Consider the following 16,900-nt stretch of genomic DNA (forward strand, 5'->3'; position numbering starts at 1 on the left):
GTCGAGCCTCGGGGGCACGCGTACCGAAACAGCCCGGCCTGCCGGGCGCGCCGGGCACGCCACGCCGTCGCGCTCGACGGGCACCGCTGACGATCGGGTACCGGGACGAGAGGGAGTCACATGCACGTCCTCATGGGTCTGCTCTTCGCGGCGTTCGCCTCGATCTTCGTCATCCACGCGCGCCGTTTCGCCACCGCCAATCAGCAGAGCAACCAGACGGTCCTCGGCAGGTCGGGCGGCCGGCGCACCTGGCTGTTCAACGTCGTGATCGTCCGGCTCGTCGGCAGCGTCCTGGTCGTCGGCGGTCTCGCCTACGCCGTCGGAATCGGCCGCTGACGACCGGCGCCGCGAGGCCGTTGTCGGACCCCTGCGCTAGTTTGCGGCCATGACTCGATTCGTGCTGGTGGCAGGTGCGTGGCTGGGTGCGGCGGCGTGGGACGAGGTGGTGGCGGAGCTGCGCGCGGCGGGGCACGAGCCGTACGCGCTGACGCTGCCCGGCCTCGGGGAGCGGCAGCACGAGGCGGGGGAGACCCCCATCGGTCTGGAGTCCCATGTCCGGGACATCGTGGACACGGTCGAGCGCCTCGATCTGCGTGACGTGGTCCTGGTGGGCCACAGCTACTCCGGCATTCCCGTCGGCCAGGCCGCCGAGCGCATCGGGGACCGGCTGTCCCGCGTGGTCTTCGTGGACGCGAACGTCCCGGCGGACGGCGAGTCGTTCGTCTCGGTGTGGCCGGACGGCCGGGCGGCGGTGGAGGCGTCGATCGCCGCGACCGGCGGCTTCTGGCCGCCCCTGACGGCGGCCGACTTCGACGGCCAGGACCTCACCCCGGACGGGATCACCCGCCTGGTCGCCGGCTCCACCCCGCACCCGGGCGCGACCCTCACCGACCGGGCGACCCTCGCCCGCCCCCTGTCGGACCTCCCGGCGACCTACATCAAATGCCTCATGGACTGGCCGGAACCTAGCCCGGACGTGGCGGAACTGCTCAAGAGCGACACCTGGCAGCTGGTGACGACGAACACGGGCCACTGGCCGATGTTCTCCCAGCCACGCGAACTCGCCGCGATCCTGGGCGGGCTCTGAGGGGGTGGCCCGAGGGAGGGTTTACGCGGGGTAGGGGTCGTCCTGGTCCTACGATGATCTGCGATGCGACCCCGAAAAAGAGAGCGGCGAGGAGTGGCCATGCGCCCACCGGTGATCGAAGCGATCAAGATCGAAAATTATCGGGCGTTGCAGAACATCGAGATCAAGAAGCTCAAGCCCTTCACGGTGCTGATCGGCCCCAATGGCAGCGGAAAATCCACCCTTTTCGATGTCTTCGCATTCTTGGAGACGGCGTTCACCCTTGGCGTCAGAAACGCGTGGGATCGGCGGGGCGGGCTGTCACAGTTGAGGTCACGTGGGGCTGATGGGCCCATCGCCATCCAGATTTCCTACCGCGAGACGCCGAGGGAGAGGCTGCTCACCTACCGCCTGGAGATTGACGAAGTGCGCGGACGTCCGGTCGTCAGCCGGGAGTTCCTCCGCTGGACCACGGCCCGGGGGCAGGGTCGACCGCAGAACATTCTCGACTTCCACCATGGGTCAGGAGACGTGGTGGACGAGGAGACCGGGGCGATTTCCCGGGAGGACCTCGACGGGCCGGACCGGCTGGCCGTCAACGCGCTGGGGCAGTTCAAATCCCATCCACGGGTCGCCGCTCTGAGGCGGTTCATCTCCGGTTGGTACCTCTCATACCTGTCGGTCGCCGAGGAGCGTAAGTCGCCCACCGCCGGACCGCAGGAACGCCTCTCCCAGTCGGGCGACAACATCAGCAATGTTCTCCAGTATCTGAAGGAGAATTATCCCGAGCGGCTTCAATCGGTGATAGAGGCTCTGAAGGAAGCGGTCCCCACGCTGGAGCGTGTCGACTACTCCACCTCGCCGGACGGCAGGCTTGTCCTCTTCATCAAGGACAGCCCGTTCGCGGATTCGGTGCTGGCCAGTAACGCCTCCGACGGGACGCTCAAGCTGCTTTCCTATCTGACTCTTCTTCATGACCCTGCTCCCGCGCCGTTCATCGGTATCGAGGAACCGGAGAATCATCTCTACAACTCCGTGCTGCCGGGGCTCGCCCAGCAATGCCGACAGTCCAGCAAGAAGTCTCAGGTACTGGTCACGACACACTCGCATGAATTCGTGAACGCGTGCAGACCGGATGAAGTCATTGCGCTCTATCGAGGCGATGACGGATATACGAGGGTCATTCGCCCGAATGAACTCCGTATGGTCACCGACATGCTGGACAACGGCGCGCTGCTGGGGAGCCTCTGGCAGGAGAACTACCTCGACGATCTTCCAGAGCCGAAAACGCCTGTTGTCGAGGTGGGTGAGGACGAGTGACCCGCAAGGTCGTCCTGCGCCGCCGCGTACCCCAGCCGGTGATCTCACTTGAGCTGCTGGTCGAGGAGGAGTCGGCGGACGAGGCGCTGAAGCCGGTCCTCGCCAGGATATTCACGGACGACACCGTGCGGGTCAAGGTCCGGCGCTTCCAGGGAAAACACGACCTGCTGAAGAAGCTCCCGGACAGGCTGAACGGTTACGCCGCGGCCCGCCGGAGGGGTGAGGACATTCGTGTCGTTGTCCTGGTCGACCAGGACAACGACGACTGTACCGACCTCAAAAGGAAACTTGATTCCATGGCGGCACAGGCAGGCTTGACCACCCGCGCAAAGCGGCCGGGAACGGCCGGGGCCTTCCATGTGCTGAACCGGATCGCGATCCGAGAGCTGGAAAGCTGGTACTTCGGGGACTGGCCGGCCGTGCAAGCGGCCTTTCCCAAGGTCACGCAGGATGTGCCGCGAAATTACAAGCACAATCCTGATTCCGTGTCCGGGAAGTGTTCCGATGCCTTTGAAAAAATCCTCCGAGCCCATGGCATTCGAATGCCATCGAAGCCGGAGTGGGGGAGACGTATCGGTCCGAAGCTGAGCCTGACCGACAACCGGTCGCCGAGCTTCCACGCGTTCGTGTCCGGCGTGCGGGACGTCGCCGCTCCCGTTTCTTCTCCCGGCTCCGGCTCCGGGAAGAAGAAAAAGGGCTAGCCTCGCCGTTTCGCTTGCGTACGGCGGCTGTTGGGGCGGAAACGCGAAAGTGCCTTCTTGGCTGGAGACGCAGACCCTCGGTAAGGGAGACGTCCTCGCCCTTCGCAGCATCTACTGAGGATGACGTCCATGAGTCGGACCGGACGAGTTGCCGGTGTGCCGGTGGCGGTGGCCATGGTGGTGTCGGCCGGTGCGTGCGCGGCCGACAGCAGCAGCGGGGGCGGTGAGCGGGCGGCGGCCTGTGCGCTTCAGTTCACCTATGAGGGGCGTACGTATCGGGACGTCGCGAATGTGGACTTCGTGATTGCCGGCAAGCTCGGTACCGCCACCAAACCCCCGTGCGACGACACCGGCGGCAACGGCCGGGACGAGGCACCGGAGGCGGGGATCACGGAGACGGAGACCGCGTATCAGGTGGACGGCATTTCCCCGAAGGTGGCCATCGCCGTCGGGGACACACCGGAGGAGGCCGTATTCGTGGCCGCGTACTCCGGCTCGGAACTGCCGCCCGACGTGCGGAAACTGATCGACGGTCCCTGCCACGAGACGCGGGGCGCGGCTGTCCGAACTCCGGCTGTGTCCCGCGCCGACCACTACGCACCCCGGTGCGACCGCGACCGCGTTCTGCCGGCGGACGGCGGGCCGGCTGCCGCCCGACGGAGAGTCGGCCGGTCAGTCCTCGCCGCCCGCCCTGCGGGCCGCCGACTCCACGCGGTCGTGGTACGTGCCCCAGACCGGGTCGGCGGCCGGGGGCAGGTTGGCGCGGTCCTCGCGCAGACCCACGGCGCCGTCGATCAGTTCGCGGACGATGTCGGCGTGGCCCGCGTGCCGGTCGGTCTCGGCGATCATGTGGACCAGGAGGCGGTGCAGCGTCGCCTCCGCCCGGTCCGCCGGCCACCACGGGACGACGCCGACCGCGTCGAGCGGCAGATCGGTGATCGTACGGTCCGCGTGTGCCCACGCCGCGCGGTACAAGCCCACGATCTCCTCGCGCGACTCCTCCGCCGTCGCCCACATGTCCGCGTTGGCCTCGGCCTCCTCCCCGTACCAGGCGGGCACCTCGTCCGGAGCGAAGTACGGCCGCCCGAACGTGTCGCCGAAGTAGCCGAGTTCCACGGCGGCGGCGTGTTTCACCAGCCCCAGCAGATTCGTCCCGGTGGGCGTCAGCGGGCGGCGGGCGTCGTACTCCGAGAGGCCGTCCAGCTTCCAGAGCAGGGAGTCACGGGCGCTCTGGAGGTAGCGGACCAGGTCCGCCTTCATGGTCGCCAGCTGCTGGTCCGCCATGTCGTTCTCTTCCACCATGCCGCGCAGTCTGCCACCCGGCGCCGCCGTCGGACCCGACCCCGGCCCCGACTCAGGACCCGGACTCCGCCGCCCCCGCCGCCTCGTCCGCCAGGTCCCGCAGCAGCGCCGCGCCGGTCGCGTCCGCCGGGTAGTACGACTCGATCGAGATCTCCTCGACGGTGATGTCCTGGGGCGTTCCGAACGCCGTGACCGTCGAGAACAGCCGCACCTCCCGCCCCCGGAAGCGGAAGATCATCGAGGCCGCCACCTCCGCCCCCGGCACCAGGACCGGCCCCGCGTGCCCGTCCCCCGCGAAGAACTCGCCGTACAGCGCGCCCACCACCGGATCGGCTCGTGGCGCACGGCGACCACGTCACGATGTTCTCGCGGCGCTCCCTGCCCGGAGGCGCGCCCGACATCGCCGTCGCCGATCTCTTCCGCGTCCAGGACGGCCTGATCGCCGAGCGCTGGGAGGTGGTGGAACCCGTCCCGGCCGGCGCCCCGGATCCCCTCGCGGCGCTGTGAGCGAACCGGTCGGCGGCCGGGACGGGGGCTGGTGAAGACTGTCCGCATGGAGTTCTTCATCCACCACCGCGACCGGTCCGGCTCGGGCACTCTGCGCGACGAGCTGCTGGAGGAGCACTGGTCGTACATGGACCGGTACGCCGAGGAGATGATCGCCCGCGGGCCGACCCTCTCGGACACCGACGCGGACGTCGCCACCGGCAGCGTCCACATCCTCGACCTGCCCGGTCCCGCCGCCGCCCGCGCGTTCGCCTTCGACGAGCCCGGCTACCAGGCCGGCGTGTACCGGGACGTGATGATCCGCCGCTGGCGCAACGCGCTGGGCCGCACCATGTGGGACTTCCCCGGTGGCCGCGACGGGGGCGACCGGTACCTCGTGCTCGGGCTCGGCCCCGCCGACCCGGCGGTCGACCTCGCCGCCCCGGACGACCGTGACGAGCTGATCGCGTACGGCCCGCTGATGTCCGACGACGACAGGACGCGGGTCGGTACGGCGGTCCTCCTCCGCGCCCCGGACCGGGCGACTGCCCGCGCCGTGCTCACCCCGGGCGGGTACGCGCAGATCGAGGTCCACGCCTGGCAGTTCGGCGGGCGCGTCTGAAAGTCCGGCAGCGGACCGGCTCCGGCTCCGGCTCTACGACCGTCGCGGACGCGGAATGCCGGGGCGGGTGTTCAGCGACCACATGTGCGTGCAGCTCGGGCACTGGAGATGCAGCACCGGCCCGCTGTTGGCGATCAGATAGCGCCAGTGCTCCTGGCAGTTGCTCCGCCCGGCGCACGTCCCGCAGCTCCGCGCGTCCTCGCACACCGGGCAGTCCACCCACGCCCGGCGCGAGGCGTCCGCCTGCGGGTCAATGGGAAGGCGCACGGCCCGGCCCGTCCTCCGGCAGCACCCCGGCCGCGACGAGCATGTCGTACGTACGCCGCTGCTCGGCGTCCAGACCGGAGTAGAGGAGCGCGTACGCCTCGTCCTCGCCCCGCAGGGCGGCGACCGGGTCCCAGGTGTCCCCGAGCGCGGCCACGACCTCGGTCCGCCGACGGGCTTCGTCGAAGGTCAGGTCGATGGAGAAGGGTATGAGTCCGGTTGATTCGTCCTGGTTCATGGCGAGACTTTCGCTGTGCCGATGGAACGCCACCATCTGTACCAGGTCCCCGCGGCCCCAGGGAAGGGTGCCCTAAGTCCGGCCGCCGGGCCCCTGGCGACCGTCCGCCCGGATCGGCCGCCGGGGGTGGGACGTTGTCGGTGGGCCGCGTGGTGCGGGCCCTGCTCGTGTGACGTACTTCACCGACTTGCGGGCCTCGCCCGGGTTCGGCGGAGTGTCGGCGGTGCGCCGAGCACCTCCGCCCCGCACACTGCGGCAGACCCGGACCTGGGAGACCCCGTACCTGCGGGAGTCCTCGAACCCCTGTGGGAGTGACCCATGAGAACGAACCGCTCCGTCCCGGCGTCGACGGTCATCCCCGTCCTGACCTACCCCGACGTCCGCGAGGCCGTGGCCTGGCTCGGCGCGGCCTTCGGTTTCGTGGAGCGCGTACGGATCGGCGAGGACCACCGCGCGCAGCTCGGCGTCGGGGACGGCGCCGTGATCGTCGCCGACACGGGAGGGGACCGGCGACCGCCGCGCCCCGGCGAGGTCACCCATTCGGTGACCGTGCGCGTGGAGGACGCCGGTACCCACTGTGAACGGGCCCGGCGGAGCGGCGCGCGAATCGTCACCGAACCGGCCGACTTCCCGTTCGGCGAACGCCAGTACACCGCCGAGGACCTCGCGGGCCACCGCTGGACCTTCTCGGAGACCCTCGTGGACGTGGCCCCGGAGGAGTGGGGCGGGACGTCGGTCACGGGTTCCGGGTGACGTTCGCCGCCGGGACTGTCGGTGGCCGCCGATAGCCTCGCGGCGTCCGACCCTCCAACGGCCCCGGCGAACAAGGACATCTCCGACCGATGCTTCCGCTGCCCGACGCCCACGGCGTCCCCCTCACCGAGCGCGCCATGGCCGCCGTCGAGGCGGACCCGCACCGCCCGGTTCTCGACTACAACCAGTGGGCGGGCCCCTGGCGGGCCGGACCGGCGGAGCCGGTGCCCGCTGACGTGATCGCCGGGACGGTGTTCCCGAGCGGTCGCCCGCTGCCGCCGAGCCTGCGCCGCTGGCTGGCGTACGACGCGGGCCTCCTGCGCAGATTCGGCTGGTACGACGCGGACCTGCGCTTCACGCCGCGCACGCTGGGGGAGATCGCCCGCGACGAGTTCGGCGACGGCTGGGGGGAGTGCTTCGAAGGGCTCTCGGGCCGCTTCGGCGAGTGTTTCCTTCTGCCCGGCGGCTCGGACTCCCGGCGGGTCCTGGTGACGGGTGAGCCCGACGAGGCCGGCGAGTACCCGGTGCTCGCCCTGGACGTGGACGACCTGCCGTGCGCCGAGCTGATGTACCCGGGCTTCGACGTCTACCTGGCGGACACCGCGGGCGTCATCTCCGTTGCGGGCGACGGCTATTCGGCGCTCGCGGAGGACGTGACGTACGCGGCCCGCATGCGTACGCACGCGCGGCACGCGTTCGCCGGGGAACTGCACGAGATCTGCCTGCCGTAGCGGCGGGCGGCTCGGTGCGGATGGGGTGCGGGCGGGGGTGCCGGTGCCGGTGGCTGTGTCGTGGCGCCACCGGCACCTGCTCGCGCGGCCCGGACGGGCGGCGGTGGCCGGGTCGGGTCCGTGGCCGTGCGACTCGGTTCGTCCTGGTCGGTCAGATCAGGTGGTCGAACTCGCCGGCCTTCACGCCGAGCAGGAAGGCGCGCAGCTTCGCCTTGTCGGTGGCGACGACGGTGTCCGGCGCCTCGCTCTCACGCAGGTGGATCTGGCCGTTGACGGAGGCGAGTTCGATGCAATCCCACTCGGAGTCGCCGGAGAACGAGGACTTCTGCCAGTTGATGACGGGCTTGGTCATGGACCGTCTCGCCTTCTGTGAGTGTCGCGTTGTCTGGACTGCGTTCAGTGGGGCGTTCCGGCCGGTACGTCGGCCGGGACGAGGGGGAGTCGACGTCCCTCCGGCGTACGGAACTCGTGGTACGGACGGACCGTCCACTCCAGCCAGGCGCCCCGGTTACCGAGCGAGAACCCGCAGGTCTCGCCCCGGTGCAGGGCGGCGATCGCACGGACACAGCCGCCGCCCTCGGCCCAACTTAGGGCGCGTTTGCGCTCTTTGGGCGGAAGCGCGGCGGCGAGGGCGTGCACGGCCTTGCGGATCAGCCGAATGGCCTCAGCCGGGGTGTCCGCAGTGTGATGCTCGGCCTTCTCGACGTCCGGGCCCCCGGCGGTGAGCGGGTGGTGGGTGACGTGCTCGTACCAGTACCGGACCTCGACGCCGGGCACGGTTCGAGGGCAGGGCGAAGCTGCGGGCTGGTGCATGGATGGGCCTTCCGCCGTGGTGGCGCGGCCACCCCTGCCCGCCCGCCGGCATGAGGAGCGGGCGGGCAGGGGTGCCCCTTACGGCGCCGCCACCGGGCGCTGACCTGCCGAGTCGGCTGCGCCGGTGCGACGCGTAGTGACCGTAGCGTCACGGACCGGCGATCGGCAAGTGTGCACCGGGGCATGTTTGTTCGGAGATGGCGAGAGCCCCACCGTCGCGTGGACGGTGGGGCTCTGGCTCCCGCAGGTCAGGGCGGGTAAGTCGACGGCTCAGTGCACGAGGTGGTCGAACTCGCCCGCCTTGACGCCCGCGATGAAGGCGGCGAACTTGTCGCGGGTGGTGGTCGTAATTATGTTCGGGTCGTCGCTCTCGCGGACAAGGATGTCGTCGTTGCGTGCGGCGATCTCGACGCACTGCGGCCCTTCACCGGAGAAGGACGACTTTTGCCAGTTGATCTCTCTGCTCATGCCTCGATCTTTCAGAGTTCCCGGGCGATGTGGTGAATGAAGCTGCGTGACTCGGCAGGTTCCAGTGAAGCCTGCTCGGCGAAGTCCAGCAACGTCCGGTGTCTGTCCAGCTCGGCGGCGGCGTCGAGAAAGAGTCCCCCTGCGGGCGCATCAACATGGGTGGTGTCGAGTTGGGGGACGACGCCGCCCGCGTACATCACTGTTTGGGTGAGGTCGATGAAGTCCTCGTTGGTGAAAGGGATGATCCGGAGCATGATCTCGGGCCGCTCGGACATCTCGATGAGGTGTTCCAATTGGCCGCGTGCGACCTTCCGTCCGCCGATGCGCATGCGGAGTGCCGCCTCGTGGACGATCGCCTCCAACTCAGGGGGCTGCTCGCGCTCAAAGATGGCCTTGCGCCTCATGCGGTGTTCGACTCGGGCTCCTACCTCGGTGGCGGGAAGCTTCGGCAGGACGCTGTCGAACAGGCGGCGTGCGTAGTCCTCCGTTTGCAAAACGCCGGGAAAGGTGACCGGCTGGAGATAGCGGAGATGGACCGCGTGATGTTCCAACTCGGCGAGGTTCAGAAAGTCGGGCGCGAGGATGCCTCGGTAGTCGTCCCACCAGTACTGGCCCCGGTGCTCGCCCGCGATGGCGCAAAGCGCCTCGATCAGCTCGGAGTTGTCGCAGGCGTAGAAGGCCACAAGCCGACGGATCCGCTCCTCGCTGATGCCGATGCGGCCTGCCTCGATGTGGCTGATCCTGGCCTGATCCGTCGAAAGCAGCCCGGCTGCCTCGCGAGCCGTCTTTCCCGCGCGGTCGCGCAGTTTCCGCAACTCCAGACCCAGGCGCACCTGGCGGGCCGTCGGGTTCTCTCTTGGCGGCATGTCACCTTCCCCTGTTTGCGACCAGTCTCGCCCGGAACCCTCCTGCGGTTCCACTCACCTCACCGGATTGAGTGAGCGTGTTGCACCGGTACATCTATTAACTCTACGGTCATGGGCAGTGCCATCGCGCACTCAACTGCCCTACGTAGGGAGACCCCGCCATGCCCCCCACCACCTCCACGCCCACCACCCCGCCGCCCCGACACGGCGGTGAGAGCTACCGGCTCGTCGTCCCCAACACCGCCCACGCGCCCCGACTCGCCCGGGACTTCCTGAGCACCCTCCTCCACATCAGCGGGTACACCCCCCTCGTGGACGACGCCCGGCTCTGCGTCACCGAGTTGGTCAGCAACGCGCACCGGCACACCCGGAGCCGGGTCATCCGGGTCGAGGCCGTCGTCAACCGGAAACAGGCGACCGTGTACGTCTGCGACAACAACCCGTGGGACCTGCCCGTACCCGGCAACACCGACCCGGCCCGGGGCGACGTCCCCGAAGGCGGGCAGGGGCTGCGGCTCGTGGAGAGTCTGACCCGGGCCTGGGGGCTCACCGTCTACGGCGGCTGCTCGCCCGCGTACAAGGCCGTCTGGTTCACCCTTGCCCGCCAAGGCGCCACCCCGTGACCCACCTCGTCGCCGACTTCCTCCTGGCCGCCGCCGCTCTGGCCACCCTCGCCGCCGGGCTCGTCCGGGCCGGGCGCTCGCCCCGTGCGACCCGCCGGGCCGTCCCCGGCATCGACGTTCCATCCGTGGAAGGATCGAAAGGCAACGGATCAGCACGCCCTCGCGGCTTGGAGCAGCCATGACCACCGATCCCTCAGGGCTCAGCGTGCGGCCCGCCGTGACCGCGTACAAGATCGGCGATCTGGTTCGGCTTGCCTGGAGCGGGCAGCTCCGCGTACCCCACTTTCAGCGGGACTTCCGCTGGGAGAGCCAGGACGTGGTGCGGCTGTTCGACAGCATCGTCAAGGGGTATCCCATCGGGAACCTCCTCTTCGCCGTACGCGGACAGGAGTCGGAGGAGGAGTTCCGGCTCGGCCGGCTCCGGCTGACCAGCCCGGTTTCCGGTGAGTCGTTGTGGGTCGTGGACGGTCAGCAGCGCGTCACCAGCCTGGCCAACGCGCTGAGCGCCGACGCGCACTCGTACCGTCCCTTCAACGTCTCCTACGACCTCGTCGCGCGGGAATTCGTGGAAGGCCCGGGGCCGCGGGACACGCACCGCGTGCCTCTTCCCCTCCTCTTCGACCTTCCGAAGCTGGTGACTTGGTTCAGTCGCGTGGGAGACGACGTCACCGAGTTGCTGGACGAAGCTGTGCGCGTGGCCTTCGCGATCGAGCGGTACGAGGTGCCCGCCTATCTCGTCCGGGGGGACGACCGGCAAGTCCTCACCGAGGTCTTCGACCGGGTCAACAGCCACGGTCGCAGGCTGAACCGTGCCGAGGTCTTCTCCGCGCTGTACTCCGGCGACGGCGGGGAGGGCCGGGAAGAGCTGACGCTCGGTGGGATCGCCGACAACGTCGCGGCCCGCACGGGGTTCGGCAGGATCGATGCCGACACCGTCCTCGCCGCCATCCTGGCCCGGCGGGGGCCCGACCCCGGGAGGGACGCCCGGCACGAATTCGATGCCACCGAGGGAGGGGCGGACCCCTCCGACTTTCCCGGTGAGGACCGGCGTACCGCCTACGCCGAGGGTGAGGAGGCGCTTGTACGGGCGGTGGACTTCCTGATCCGGGAAGCGGCCGTCCCGCACGTCTCCCTGCTGCCCTATCGCACGCTGCTGGTGCTCCTCACCCGATTCCTCGCGCACTTCCCCCGGCCGCGCCCCAACAGCCTGCGACTCCTGCGCCGCGTGTTCTGGAGGCTCTGTCTTGGTGGACCGATCACTGACAACCGCGCATTCCGAGTGTTCCTCACCGCCAAGATTGGTCCAGGGGACGAGGACGGCTCGCTGCGAGCTCTGCTCGGCGCCCTCCCCGCCGCCAGGCCCCCGCTGCCCCAGATCCACCCATTCCGGCCCCCCGAAGCGGCGACGAAGATCGTCCTCAGCGCTTGGTGGTCGCTGCGTCCCCGTTCGTTCGTCACCGGCCGGGTTCTTGACGCGCACGATCTCGATTCCGTTCTCCAGCAGGACCGGGCCGCCCTCAACGCCACGCCGATGATCTACCCCGGACTCGGGAACGCGGTGCTGAGACTGGGGTGTGCCAACAGGCTCCTTCTCCCCAGCGACGACGACCCCGTGTCCGAGATCCCCGGCGCCCTCGCCCACCAGCCCGTCGGACTGGACGACGCGACCTGGGACGCCGTACTCGCCTCCCATCTGCTCGACCGCGACACCGCCGCGCTCGCGGACCGGGACCCCGAAGCCTTCCTCGAAGCCCGGCAGCGGCGGATCTCCCGTCAACTGGCCGGCTTCGTCGCGCGTATGACCGAGTGGGACTACGAGGACACCCCCGCCCTCGACTCGCTCGACCTGGACGACGAGTTCCAGGACACCGAGTTCCAGGACAACCAGTTCCAGGACACCGAGGACACGGACCGCCCATGAAGACGACCGCCCTCGCCGAGAACTACTACGCCGTGCTGCTCCACGGGCAGCGCGTCGGCACGCTGTGCCAGAAGGGCGACCACACGCGTTTCGTGACGGCCGAGCGGTACCTCACGGACCCGGCGCGGTCCGTGCTCGGCCTGCGGTTCGAGGAGAGTCCCGGGGCGCCGTACTCGTCGGCACTGAAACTGCCGCCGTGGTTCTCGAACCTGCTGCCCGAAGGCCCCCTCCGCGAGTGGATCGCCGACGACCGGGGCGTCTCCCTCGACCGGGAGACCGAACTGCTGGCACAGGTCGGCCACGACCTGCCCGGCGCCGTCCAGGTACTCCGCGCGGAGGGACCCGACGACGACTTCGAGTGGCAGGAGCCAGGTGACCTCTCGGCGGGGAGCGCCGGGAGACGGGACGACGTGGCCGGCACGTCCCCCTGGCGCTTCTCACTCGCGGGTGTCGCGCTGAAGTTCTCGATGCTCGCCCGGGGCGACCGGCTCACGGTGCCCATCGGCGGGGAACTGGGCGATTGGCTGGTCAAGTTCCCCGACTACCGCCACGCGGACGTGCCTCGCAACGAGTTCGCGATGATGTCGCTCGCCCGTGCCGTCGGGCTGGACGTGCCGGACATCCGGCTGCTGCACCGGGACGAACTCGACGGGCTGCCGGACCGCATGTGGCCCAACGACGAGCGATGGGCCTATGCGGTCCGGCGGTTCGACCGGACGTCGGACGGGAGCGGGGCGCGGATCCACATCGAGGACTTCGCGCAGGTGCGGGACAAGTACGCGCGGGACAAGTACCAGTCGACCTTCGAGACGGTGGCCGCGCTCTCCTACCGAGGCCGCGACGTGGCCTCGCTCCGTGAGGCCGTACGGCGGATCGCGTTCTCGCTGGCCGTCGGCAACGGCGACGCCCATCTGAAGAACTGGTCACTGATCTACCGCGACGGCCGCACCCCGTCACTCTCCCCGGTGTACGACCTGGTCTCGACCGTTCCGTACGCGCCCCGCGACGAACCCGAGGACCTGGGGCTGAAGTTCGGCGGCACCAAGCGGTTCGAGCGCGTGTCGCTCGGTGCCTTCGGGCGGCTCGAAGCGGCACTGGACCGCCGGTTCACGCCCGCCGGGGCCCAACTCACCGCCGTGGCCGAGGAGACCGTGCGGGCCGTACGGGAGCAGTGGCCCGCCCACGAAGAGCCGCTGGCCGGCAACCCGCGGCTTCGCGAGGCGGTCGGGTCGTGGATCTCCACGGCCACGGACCGGCTGCTGCCCGAACGCTGACCCCCCAAGTCACCAGGACAGCACCCCGTTCTCGTCCTGGAGCGTGCCCGTCTGGGCGTTCGTGTCGGCGGTCGCGAGGCGGACGACGACCGCGGCGCTCTCCTCCACCGCCCGGCCGATGCCGAACGCCGCCGTCATGTCGGTGGCCGTGGCGCCGGGTTCGACCGCGGTGAAGGTGATGGACGGGTGGGCCTTGGCGTACTGGACCGTGAGCATGGTGGCCGCCGCCTTGGAGGCGGAGTAGAGCGCCAGCGGCATGCCGTACTCCGGCCGGTCCGGATTGGTCACCGCCCAGAACGAGCCGAGGCTGCTCGACACGGTGACCACGGTCGGGTTGGAGGACTCGCGGAGCAGGGGAAGCGCGGCCTCGGTGACGCGTACGACGCCCACCGCGTTGGTGTCGAAGGCCAGGAGGGCCGCCGGGCCGTCGACGGGTCCGTCCGCGAGGATGCCCGCGTTGTTCACCAGGACGTCGAGACGGCCCTCGGCCGTCTCTATCGCCGCCAGGGCGCGGGTCACCGACGCGTCGTCGGTCACGTCGAGTTGCACGCTTCGCGCGCCGAGCGCCGCCGCGGCCTTCTCGCCGCGCTCGGGGTCGCGCGAGCCGATGTAGACGACGTGGCCCAGGGCCAGAAGCTGGCGGGCCGTCTCGTAGCCGATGCCCTTGTTGGCGCCGGTGATCAGGGTGATGGTCATGTCTGTCCCCAGGGGTGAGGTGGTCCGGGTGGGCGGTGGATGGTCCGGAGGTCAGCCGGTCAGCTGGCGGTGCAGTTCGCCCGCGTCGTGCAGGGCGGTCATGTGAGCGAACCGCCCGTCGCGGACCTGGTAGATGGCGTATTCGGTGATCTCGAACGAGGCGCCGGTAGGAGCCACGCCGAGCCATTCCTTCGCGGGGGTGCCCGTGTTGACGAGGCGCGCGGCCAGGCGGTCGCCGTCGAAGAGCAGGTCCTTCAGCTCCCAGTGGAGGTCCGGGACCGCGTCCACGTCGTGGCGCTGGACCGCGAGGAGATCGTCCCGGGTGGCCGGCTCGCCGTTCAGGGTGGTCCGGTCGTTGATGAACTCGGCCATCCCGTCGAACCGGTGGGCGTTGAGAGCCTCGATGTAGCGCAGGTAGAACGCGCGCAGCTCACTGTCGGACATGAGGTGACCCCCTTCAGGGCGCGGGTGCGCCCCCTCCGGATTGTGTAGCGATCGCTACCGAAGTTGAATGTAGCACTTCTGTAGTGATCGATGCGGAAGGAGTAGCATGACCGTGTGGAGACGAAACGGAGCGGCAACGTCGGCCGGCCGCGAGGATTCGACGCCGACGAGGCGCTTGAGCGCGCGATGCTCGTTTTCTGGGAGCACGGCTACGAGGGGGCCTGCACGGCTGCCCTGACGCAGGCGATGGGTATCTCCACCACCAGCATGTACGCGGCGTTCGGCAACAAGGAGAAGCTGTTCCGCAAGGCGCTGGAGCGCTACTCCGAGGGGCCGGGCGGCTATCTGGTCCGCGCTCTGGACGAGCCGACCGCCCACGGTGTGGCCACCGGGATCCTGGCCGGGGCCGTACGCACCACCACCCGCCCGGACCGGCCCCGGGGATGCCTCGGTGTCCAGGGCGCCCTGACTGTCGGCGGCTCCGGGCGGGAGGTCCGTGACCTGCTCGTCGCCTGGCGCGACGACGGCTGCGCGCGCGTCGCGGAGCGGTTCCGGCGGGCCGTGGACGAGGGGGATCTGCCCGCGGACGCCGATCCGGGGCTGCTGGCCCGCTACGTCACGACCTTCGCGCACGGCCTCGCCGTGCAGGCCGCGAGCGGTGCCGGCCGCGAGGAACTCCAGGAGCTGGCGGACACCGCCCTGCGTCACTGGCCGCTCTCCTGAGGCGTCTTCCGTCCTTCACGACCCGGCCCGGTGGGCGGCCGGGGGCAGGCCGCGGGCATCGTGGCGCGGGTGGCGCGGGTGGCGCGGGTGGCGCGGGTGGCGCGGGTGGCGCGGGTGGCGCGGGCGCCCCGGCCCCGGACGTGCGTCGGGCCCGGTGCCGACCGCTCGGCACCGGGCCCGACGTCATGCTCCGGGCGTGACTACGCCGGATCGATACGGGAGATCGAGCCGCCGATGCCCAGCACGTACAGCTCACCCGCGCCGTCCTGCACGAACGAGATGGCCTCGCCGCCGTTGACCCCGAGGTCGCCCTGGCCGGTCACCGTGCCGTTGCGCATCTTCAGCGTGCGCACCGTGCCGTCGCAGTAGTCGCTGAAGACGTACTGGCCCCGGAGGGACGGGATCGCCTTGCCCCGGTAGACGTAGCCGCCGGTCACCGAGCAGCCGAGGCCCGTGCGGTCGTACTCGAACACCGGCGGCACGTGGTTCGCCGGCTCCGTGCCGCCCCGGAACGGGTGGGTGCCCTCCATCGAGGACCAGCCGTAGTTCTCGCCGCCCTTGTTCCGCGCCGGGGCCCAGTCGATCTCCTCCCAGTCGCTCTGGCCGACGTCGCCGATCAGGATGTCGCCGTTGGCCGAGTCGAAGGAGAAGCGCCAGGGGTTGCGGAGCCCGTACGCCCAGATCTCGTCCCTGGCGGTCGGGTCGTTCACGAACGGGTTGTCCGACGGGATCGCGTACGCCTGGCCGCGCCTGGCGCCCGCCGGGTCGATGCGGAGGATCTTGCCGAGCAGGGTGTCGAGGTTCTGCCCGTTGCCGTGCGGGTCGCCGCCCGCGCCGCCGTCGCCGAGCGCGATGTAGAGGTAGCCGTCGGGGCCGACCTTGATGTCACCGCCGTTGTGGTTCTCGTACGGCTGCGTCTGGGTCAGGACGGTGCGTCGTGTCTGCGGCTGGAGCCTGCCGTTGCGTACGGCGATCTCGTCGATGGTGCTGGTGCCTTCGAGGTCCGTGTACGAGATGTAGAAGCGCGCGAAGTTCTTGTCGAACGCGACGCCCAGCAGGCCGCGTTCGCCGTCGGTCGTTGTCTCGTCGGATATGTCGAGGACCGGCGCGCCGAGGCCCTGGGGGCCCAGGACCCGTACGGTGCCCGCGCGTTCGGCGATCCAGACCGTGCCGCGGGGTCCGGCGGCGCCCGCGATCGGGTTGGTGGCTGTGCCCACTTCCGTGAGCTTCACGCCGGCCGCCGGGCGCGGGGCGGCGGACTCGTCGGCCGAGGCCGTGGTCAGTGCGAGGGAAGCGAAGAGTGCGATGGTGCCGATGACTGCCGTGCATCTGGTGCGAACTCTCACCGGTGACCTCCTGGAGGCGGCGAATCGGGACCCGGCTGCTCGGGGGCAGTGTGGGGTGGGCGTCGCGCGGGCCGGCACAGCCCGGGGTGGGGGACGTGTGTGCCGCCGGCCACGCATGAGAATACAGAGACGGAAGGGTTTGGCCTAGACCAATAGTCGTCCGCTCGCTTCCGGCCGTCCGTAGCCCCGGCCGTCCCTTGTCCCGGCCGTTCCTTTCCTTGCCCCGGCCGTCCCCTGTCCCGG

General features: G+C 70.0%; 23 protein-coding genes and 1 pseudogene. 13 read left to right on the top strand and 11 right to left on the bottom strand.

The window, feature by feature from the left end:
- Nucleotides 1-120: 120 nt before the first annotated feature.
- From OG875_RS18615 to OG875_RS18635, 5 genes and pseudogenes are all read left to right on the top strand, one after another.
- Nucleotides 121-336, top strand: a complete 216-nt coding sequence (locus OG875_RS18615; RefSeq protein ID WP_330175355.1) for a hypothetical protein — start codon at nucleotides 121-123, stop codon at nucleotides 334-336.
- 49 nt (nucleotides 337-385) lie between these two features.
- A complete protein-coding gene (locus OG875_RS18620) occupies nucleotides 386-1,087 on the top strand; it encodes an alpha/beta fold hydrolase (protein ID WP_330175356.1) in 702 nt (233 codons plus the stop codon).
- A gap of 99 nt (nucleotides 1,088-1,186) precedes the next feature.
- Entirely contained in the window at nucleotides 1,187-2,386 is a 1,200-nt protein-coding gene (locus OG875_RS18625; RefSeq protein ID WP_330175357.1) for an AAA family ATPase, read from the top strand.
- Nucleotides 2,383-3,087 (top strand): DUF4276 family protein, encoded by a 705-nt coding sequence (locus OG875_RS18630; RefSeq protein WP_330175358.1) that lies wholly within the window; start codon nucleotides 2,383-2,385, stop codon nucleotides 3,085-3,087. Before OG875_RS18625 ends, OG875_RS18630 begins: the two co-directional genes overlap by 4 nt.
- A gap of 174 nt (nucleotides 3,088-3,261) precedes the next feature.
- A pseudogene (locus tag OG875_RS18635) lies at nucleotides 3,262-3,561 on the top strand (DUF6281 family protein); the annotation flags it as partial.
- A gap of 198 nt (nucleotides 3,562-3,759) precedes the next feature.
- Here OG875_RS18635 and OG875_RS18640 read toward each other — a convergent pair.
- Both OG875_RS18640 and OG875_RS18645 read right to left on the bottom strand, forming a co-directional pair.
- Nucleotides 3,760-4,389, bottom strand: a complete 630-nt coding sequence (locus tag OG875_RS18640; RefSeq protein WP_330175359.1) for a DinB family protein — start codon at nucleotides 4,387-4,389, stop codon at nucleotides 3,760-3,762.
- 52 nt (nucleotides 4,390-4,441) lie between these two features.
- Nucleotides 4,442-4,714, bottom strand: a complete 273-nt coding sequence (locus tag OG875_RS18645) for a hypothetical protein (RefSeq protein ID WP_330175360.1) — start codon at nucleotides 4,712-4,714, stop codon at nucleotides 4,442-4,444.
- Nucleotides 4,715-4,725: 11 nt separating this feature from the next.
- Here OG875_RS18645 and OG875_RS18650 point away from each other — a divergent pair, with 11 nt between their 5' ends.
- Nucleotides 4,726-4,896, top strand: a complete 171-nt coding sequence (locus OG875_RS18650; protein WP_330175361.1) for a hypothetical protein — start codon at nucleotides 4,726-4,728, stop codon at nucleotides 4,894-4,896.
- A 46-nt stretch (nucleotides 4,897-4,942) separates the two neighbouring features.
- Nucleotides 4,943-5,497, top strand: a complete 555-nt coding sequence (locus OG875_RS18655) for a YciI family protein (protein WP_330175362.1) — start codon at nucleotides 4,943-4,945, stop codon at nucleotides 5,495-5,497.
- A 33-nt stretch (nucleotides 5,498-5,530) separates the two neighbouring features.
- Here the strand turns inward: OG875_RS18655 and OG875_RS18660 are convergent, their stop codons facing one another.
- Nucleotides 5,531-5,764 (bottom strand): hypothetical protein, encoded by a 234-nt coding sequence (locus tag OG875_RS18660; RefSeq protein ID WP_330175363.1) that lies wholly within the window; start codon nucleotides 5,762-5,764, stop codon nucleotides 5,531-5,533.
- Complete coding sequence (locus OG875_RS18665; RefSeq protein ID WP_330175364.1) at nucleotides 5,748-5,999, bottom strand: DUF6400 family protein; 252 nt, start codon at nucleotides 5,997-5,999, stop codon at nucleotides 5,748-5,750. Before OG875_RS18665 ends, OG875_RS18660 begins: the two co-directional genes overlap by 17 nt.
- A gap of 318 nt (nucleotides 6,000-6,317) precedes the next feature.
- Here OG875_RS18665 and OG875_RS18670 point away from each other — a divergent pair, with 318 nt between their 5' ends.
- Both OG875_RS18670 and OG875_RS18675 read left to right on the top strand, forming a co-directional pair.
- Nucleotides 6,318-6,752: a VOC family protein gene (locus tag OG875_RS18670; protein WP_330175365.1), complete on the top strand. Its 435-nt coding sequence runs from the start codon at nucleotides 6,318-6,320 to the stop codon at nucleotides 6,750-6,752.
- An 89-nt stretch (nucleotides 6,753-6,841) separates the two neighbouring features.
- Entirely contained in the window at nucleotides 6,842-7,483 is a 642-nt protein-coding gene (locus OG875_RS18675) for a hypothetical protein (RefSeq protein WP_330175366.1), read from the top strand.
- Nucleotides 7,484-7,634: 151 nt separating this feature from the next.
- Here OG875_RS18675 and OG875_RS18680 read toward each other — a convergent pair whose 3' ends face one another.
- The 4 genes from OG875_RS18680 to OG875_RS18695 all read right to left on the bottom strand — a co-directional run bounded on the left by OG875_RS18680 (nucleotide 7,635) and on the right by OG875_RS18695 (nucleotide 9,630).
- Nucleotides 7,635-7,835 (bottom strand): DUF397 domain-containing protein, encoded by a 201-nt coding sequence (locus OG875_RS18680; protein WP_330175367.1) that lies wholly within the window; start codon nucleotides 7,833-7,835, stop codon nucleotides 7,635-7,637.
- A gap of 44 nt (nucleotides 7,836-7,879) precedes the next feature.
- On the bottom strand, nucleotides 7,880-8,260 hold the full coding sequence (locus tag OG875_RS18685) for a hypothetical protein (protein WP_330175368.1): 381 nt from the start codon (nucleotides 8,258-8,260) through the stop codon (nucleotides 7,880-7,882).
- A 306-nt stretch (nucleotides 8,261-8,566) separates the two neighbouring features.
- The gene (locus tag OG875_RS18690; RefSeq protein ID WP_330175369.1) at nucleotides 8,567-8,764 is read right to left on the bottom strand and encodes a DUF397 domain-containing protein; all 198 of its coding nucleotides are present in this window, start codon (nucleotides 8,762-8,764) and stop codon (nucleotides 8,567-8,569) included.
- 11 nt (nucleotides 8,765-8,775) lie between these two features.
- Nucleotides 8,776-9,630, bottom strand: coding sequence for a helix-turn-helix domain-containing protein (locus tag OG875_RS18695; RefSeq protein WP_330177797.1), 855 nt, complete (start codon nucleotides 9,628-9,630; stop codon nucleotides 8,776-8,778).
- 161 nt (nucleotides 9,631-9,791) lie between these two features.
- Here OG875_RS18695 and OG875_RS18700 point away from each other — a divergent pair, with 161 nt between their 5' ends.
- The 3 genes from OG875_RS18700 (at nucleotide 9,792) to OG875_RS18710 (ending at nucleotide 13,448) form a co-directional block, all read left to right on the top strand.
- A complete protein-coding gene (locus OG875_RS18700; RefSeq protein ID WP_330175370.1) occupies nucleotides 9,792-10,253 on the top strand; it encodes an ATP-binding protein in 462 nt (153 codons plus the stop codon).
- Between the two features lie 178 nt (nucleotides 10,254-10,431).
- On the top strand, nucleotides 10,432-12,174 hold the full coding sequence (locus OG875_RS18705; RefSeq protein WP_330175371.1) for a DUF262 domain-containing protein: 1,743 nt from the start codon (nucleotides 10,432-10,434) through the stop codon (nucleotides 12,172-12,174).
- Entirely contained in the window at nucleotides 12,171-13,448 is a 1,278-nt protein-coding gene (locus OG875_RS18710; protein ID WP_330175372.1) for a type II toxin-antitoxin system HipA family toxin, read from the top strand. The genes OG875_RS18705 and OG875_RS18710 overlap by 4 nt, the downstream gene beginning before the upstream one ends.
- A gap of 9 nt (nucleotides 13,449-13,457) precedes the next feature.
- Here OG875_RS18710 and OG875_RS18715 read toward each other — a convergent pair whose 3' ends face one another.
- On the bottom strand, nucleotides 13,458-14,144 hold the full coding sequence (locus tag OG875_RS18715) for an SDR family NAD(P)-dependent oxidoreductase (protein WP_330175373.1): 687 nt from the start codon (nucleotides 14,142-14,144) through the stop codon (nucleotides 13,458-13,460).
- A 51-nt stretch (nucleotides 14,145-14,195) separates the two neighbouring features.
- Nucleotides 14,196-14,588: an ester cyclase gene (locus tag OG875_RS18720; protein WP_330175374.1), complete on the bottom strand. Its 393-nt coding sequence runs from the start codon at nucleotides 14,586-14,588 to the stop codon at nucleotides 14,196-14,198.
- A gap of 114 nt (nucleotides 14,589-14,702) precedes the next feature.
- Here OG875_RS18720 and OG875_RS18725 point away from each other — a divergent pair, with 114 nt between their 5' ends.
- Complete coding sequence (locus tag OG875_RS18725) at nucleotides 14,703-15,311, top strand: TetR/AcrR family transcriptional regulator (protein ID WP_330175375.1); 609 nt, start codon at nucleotides 14,703-14,705, stop codon at nucleotides 15,309-15,311.
- Nucleotides 15,312-15,511: 200 nt separating this feature from the next.
- Here OG875_RS18725 and OG875_RS18730 read toward each other — a convergent pair whose 3' ends face one another.
- The gene (locus OG875_RS18730; protein ID WP_330175376.1) at nucleotides 15,512-16,657 is read right to left on the bottom strand and encodes a PQQ-dependent sugar dehydrogenase; all 1,146 of its coding nucleotides are present in this window, start codon (nucleotides 16,655-16,657) and stop codon (nucleotides 15,512-15,514) included.
- Nucleotides 16,658-16,900: the final 243 nt, after the last annotated feature.

It is taken from the genome of Streptomyces sp. NBC_01498 (genome assembly GCF_036327775.1).
In the GTDB taxonomy this organism is placed as follows: Bacteria; Actinomycetota; Actinomycetes; order Streptomycetales; family Streptomycetaceae; genus Streptomyces.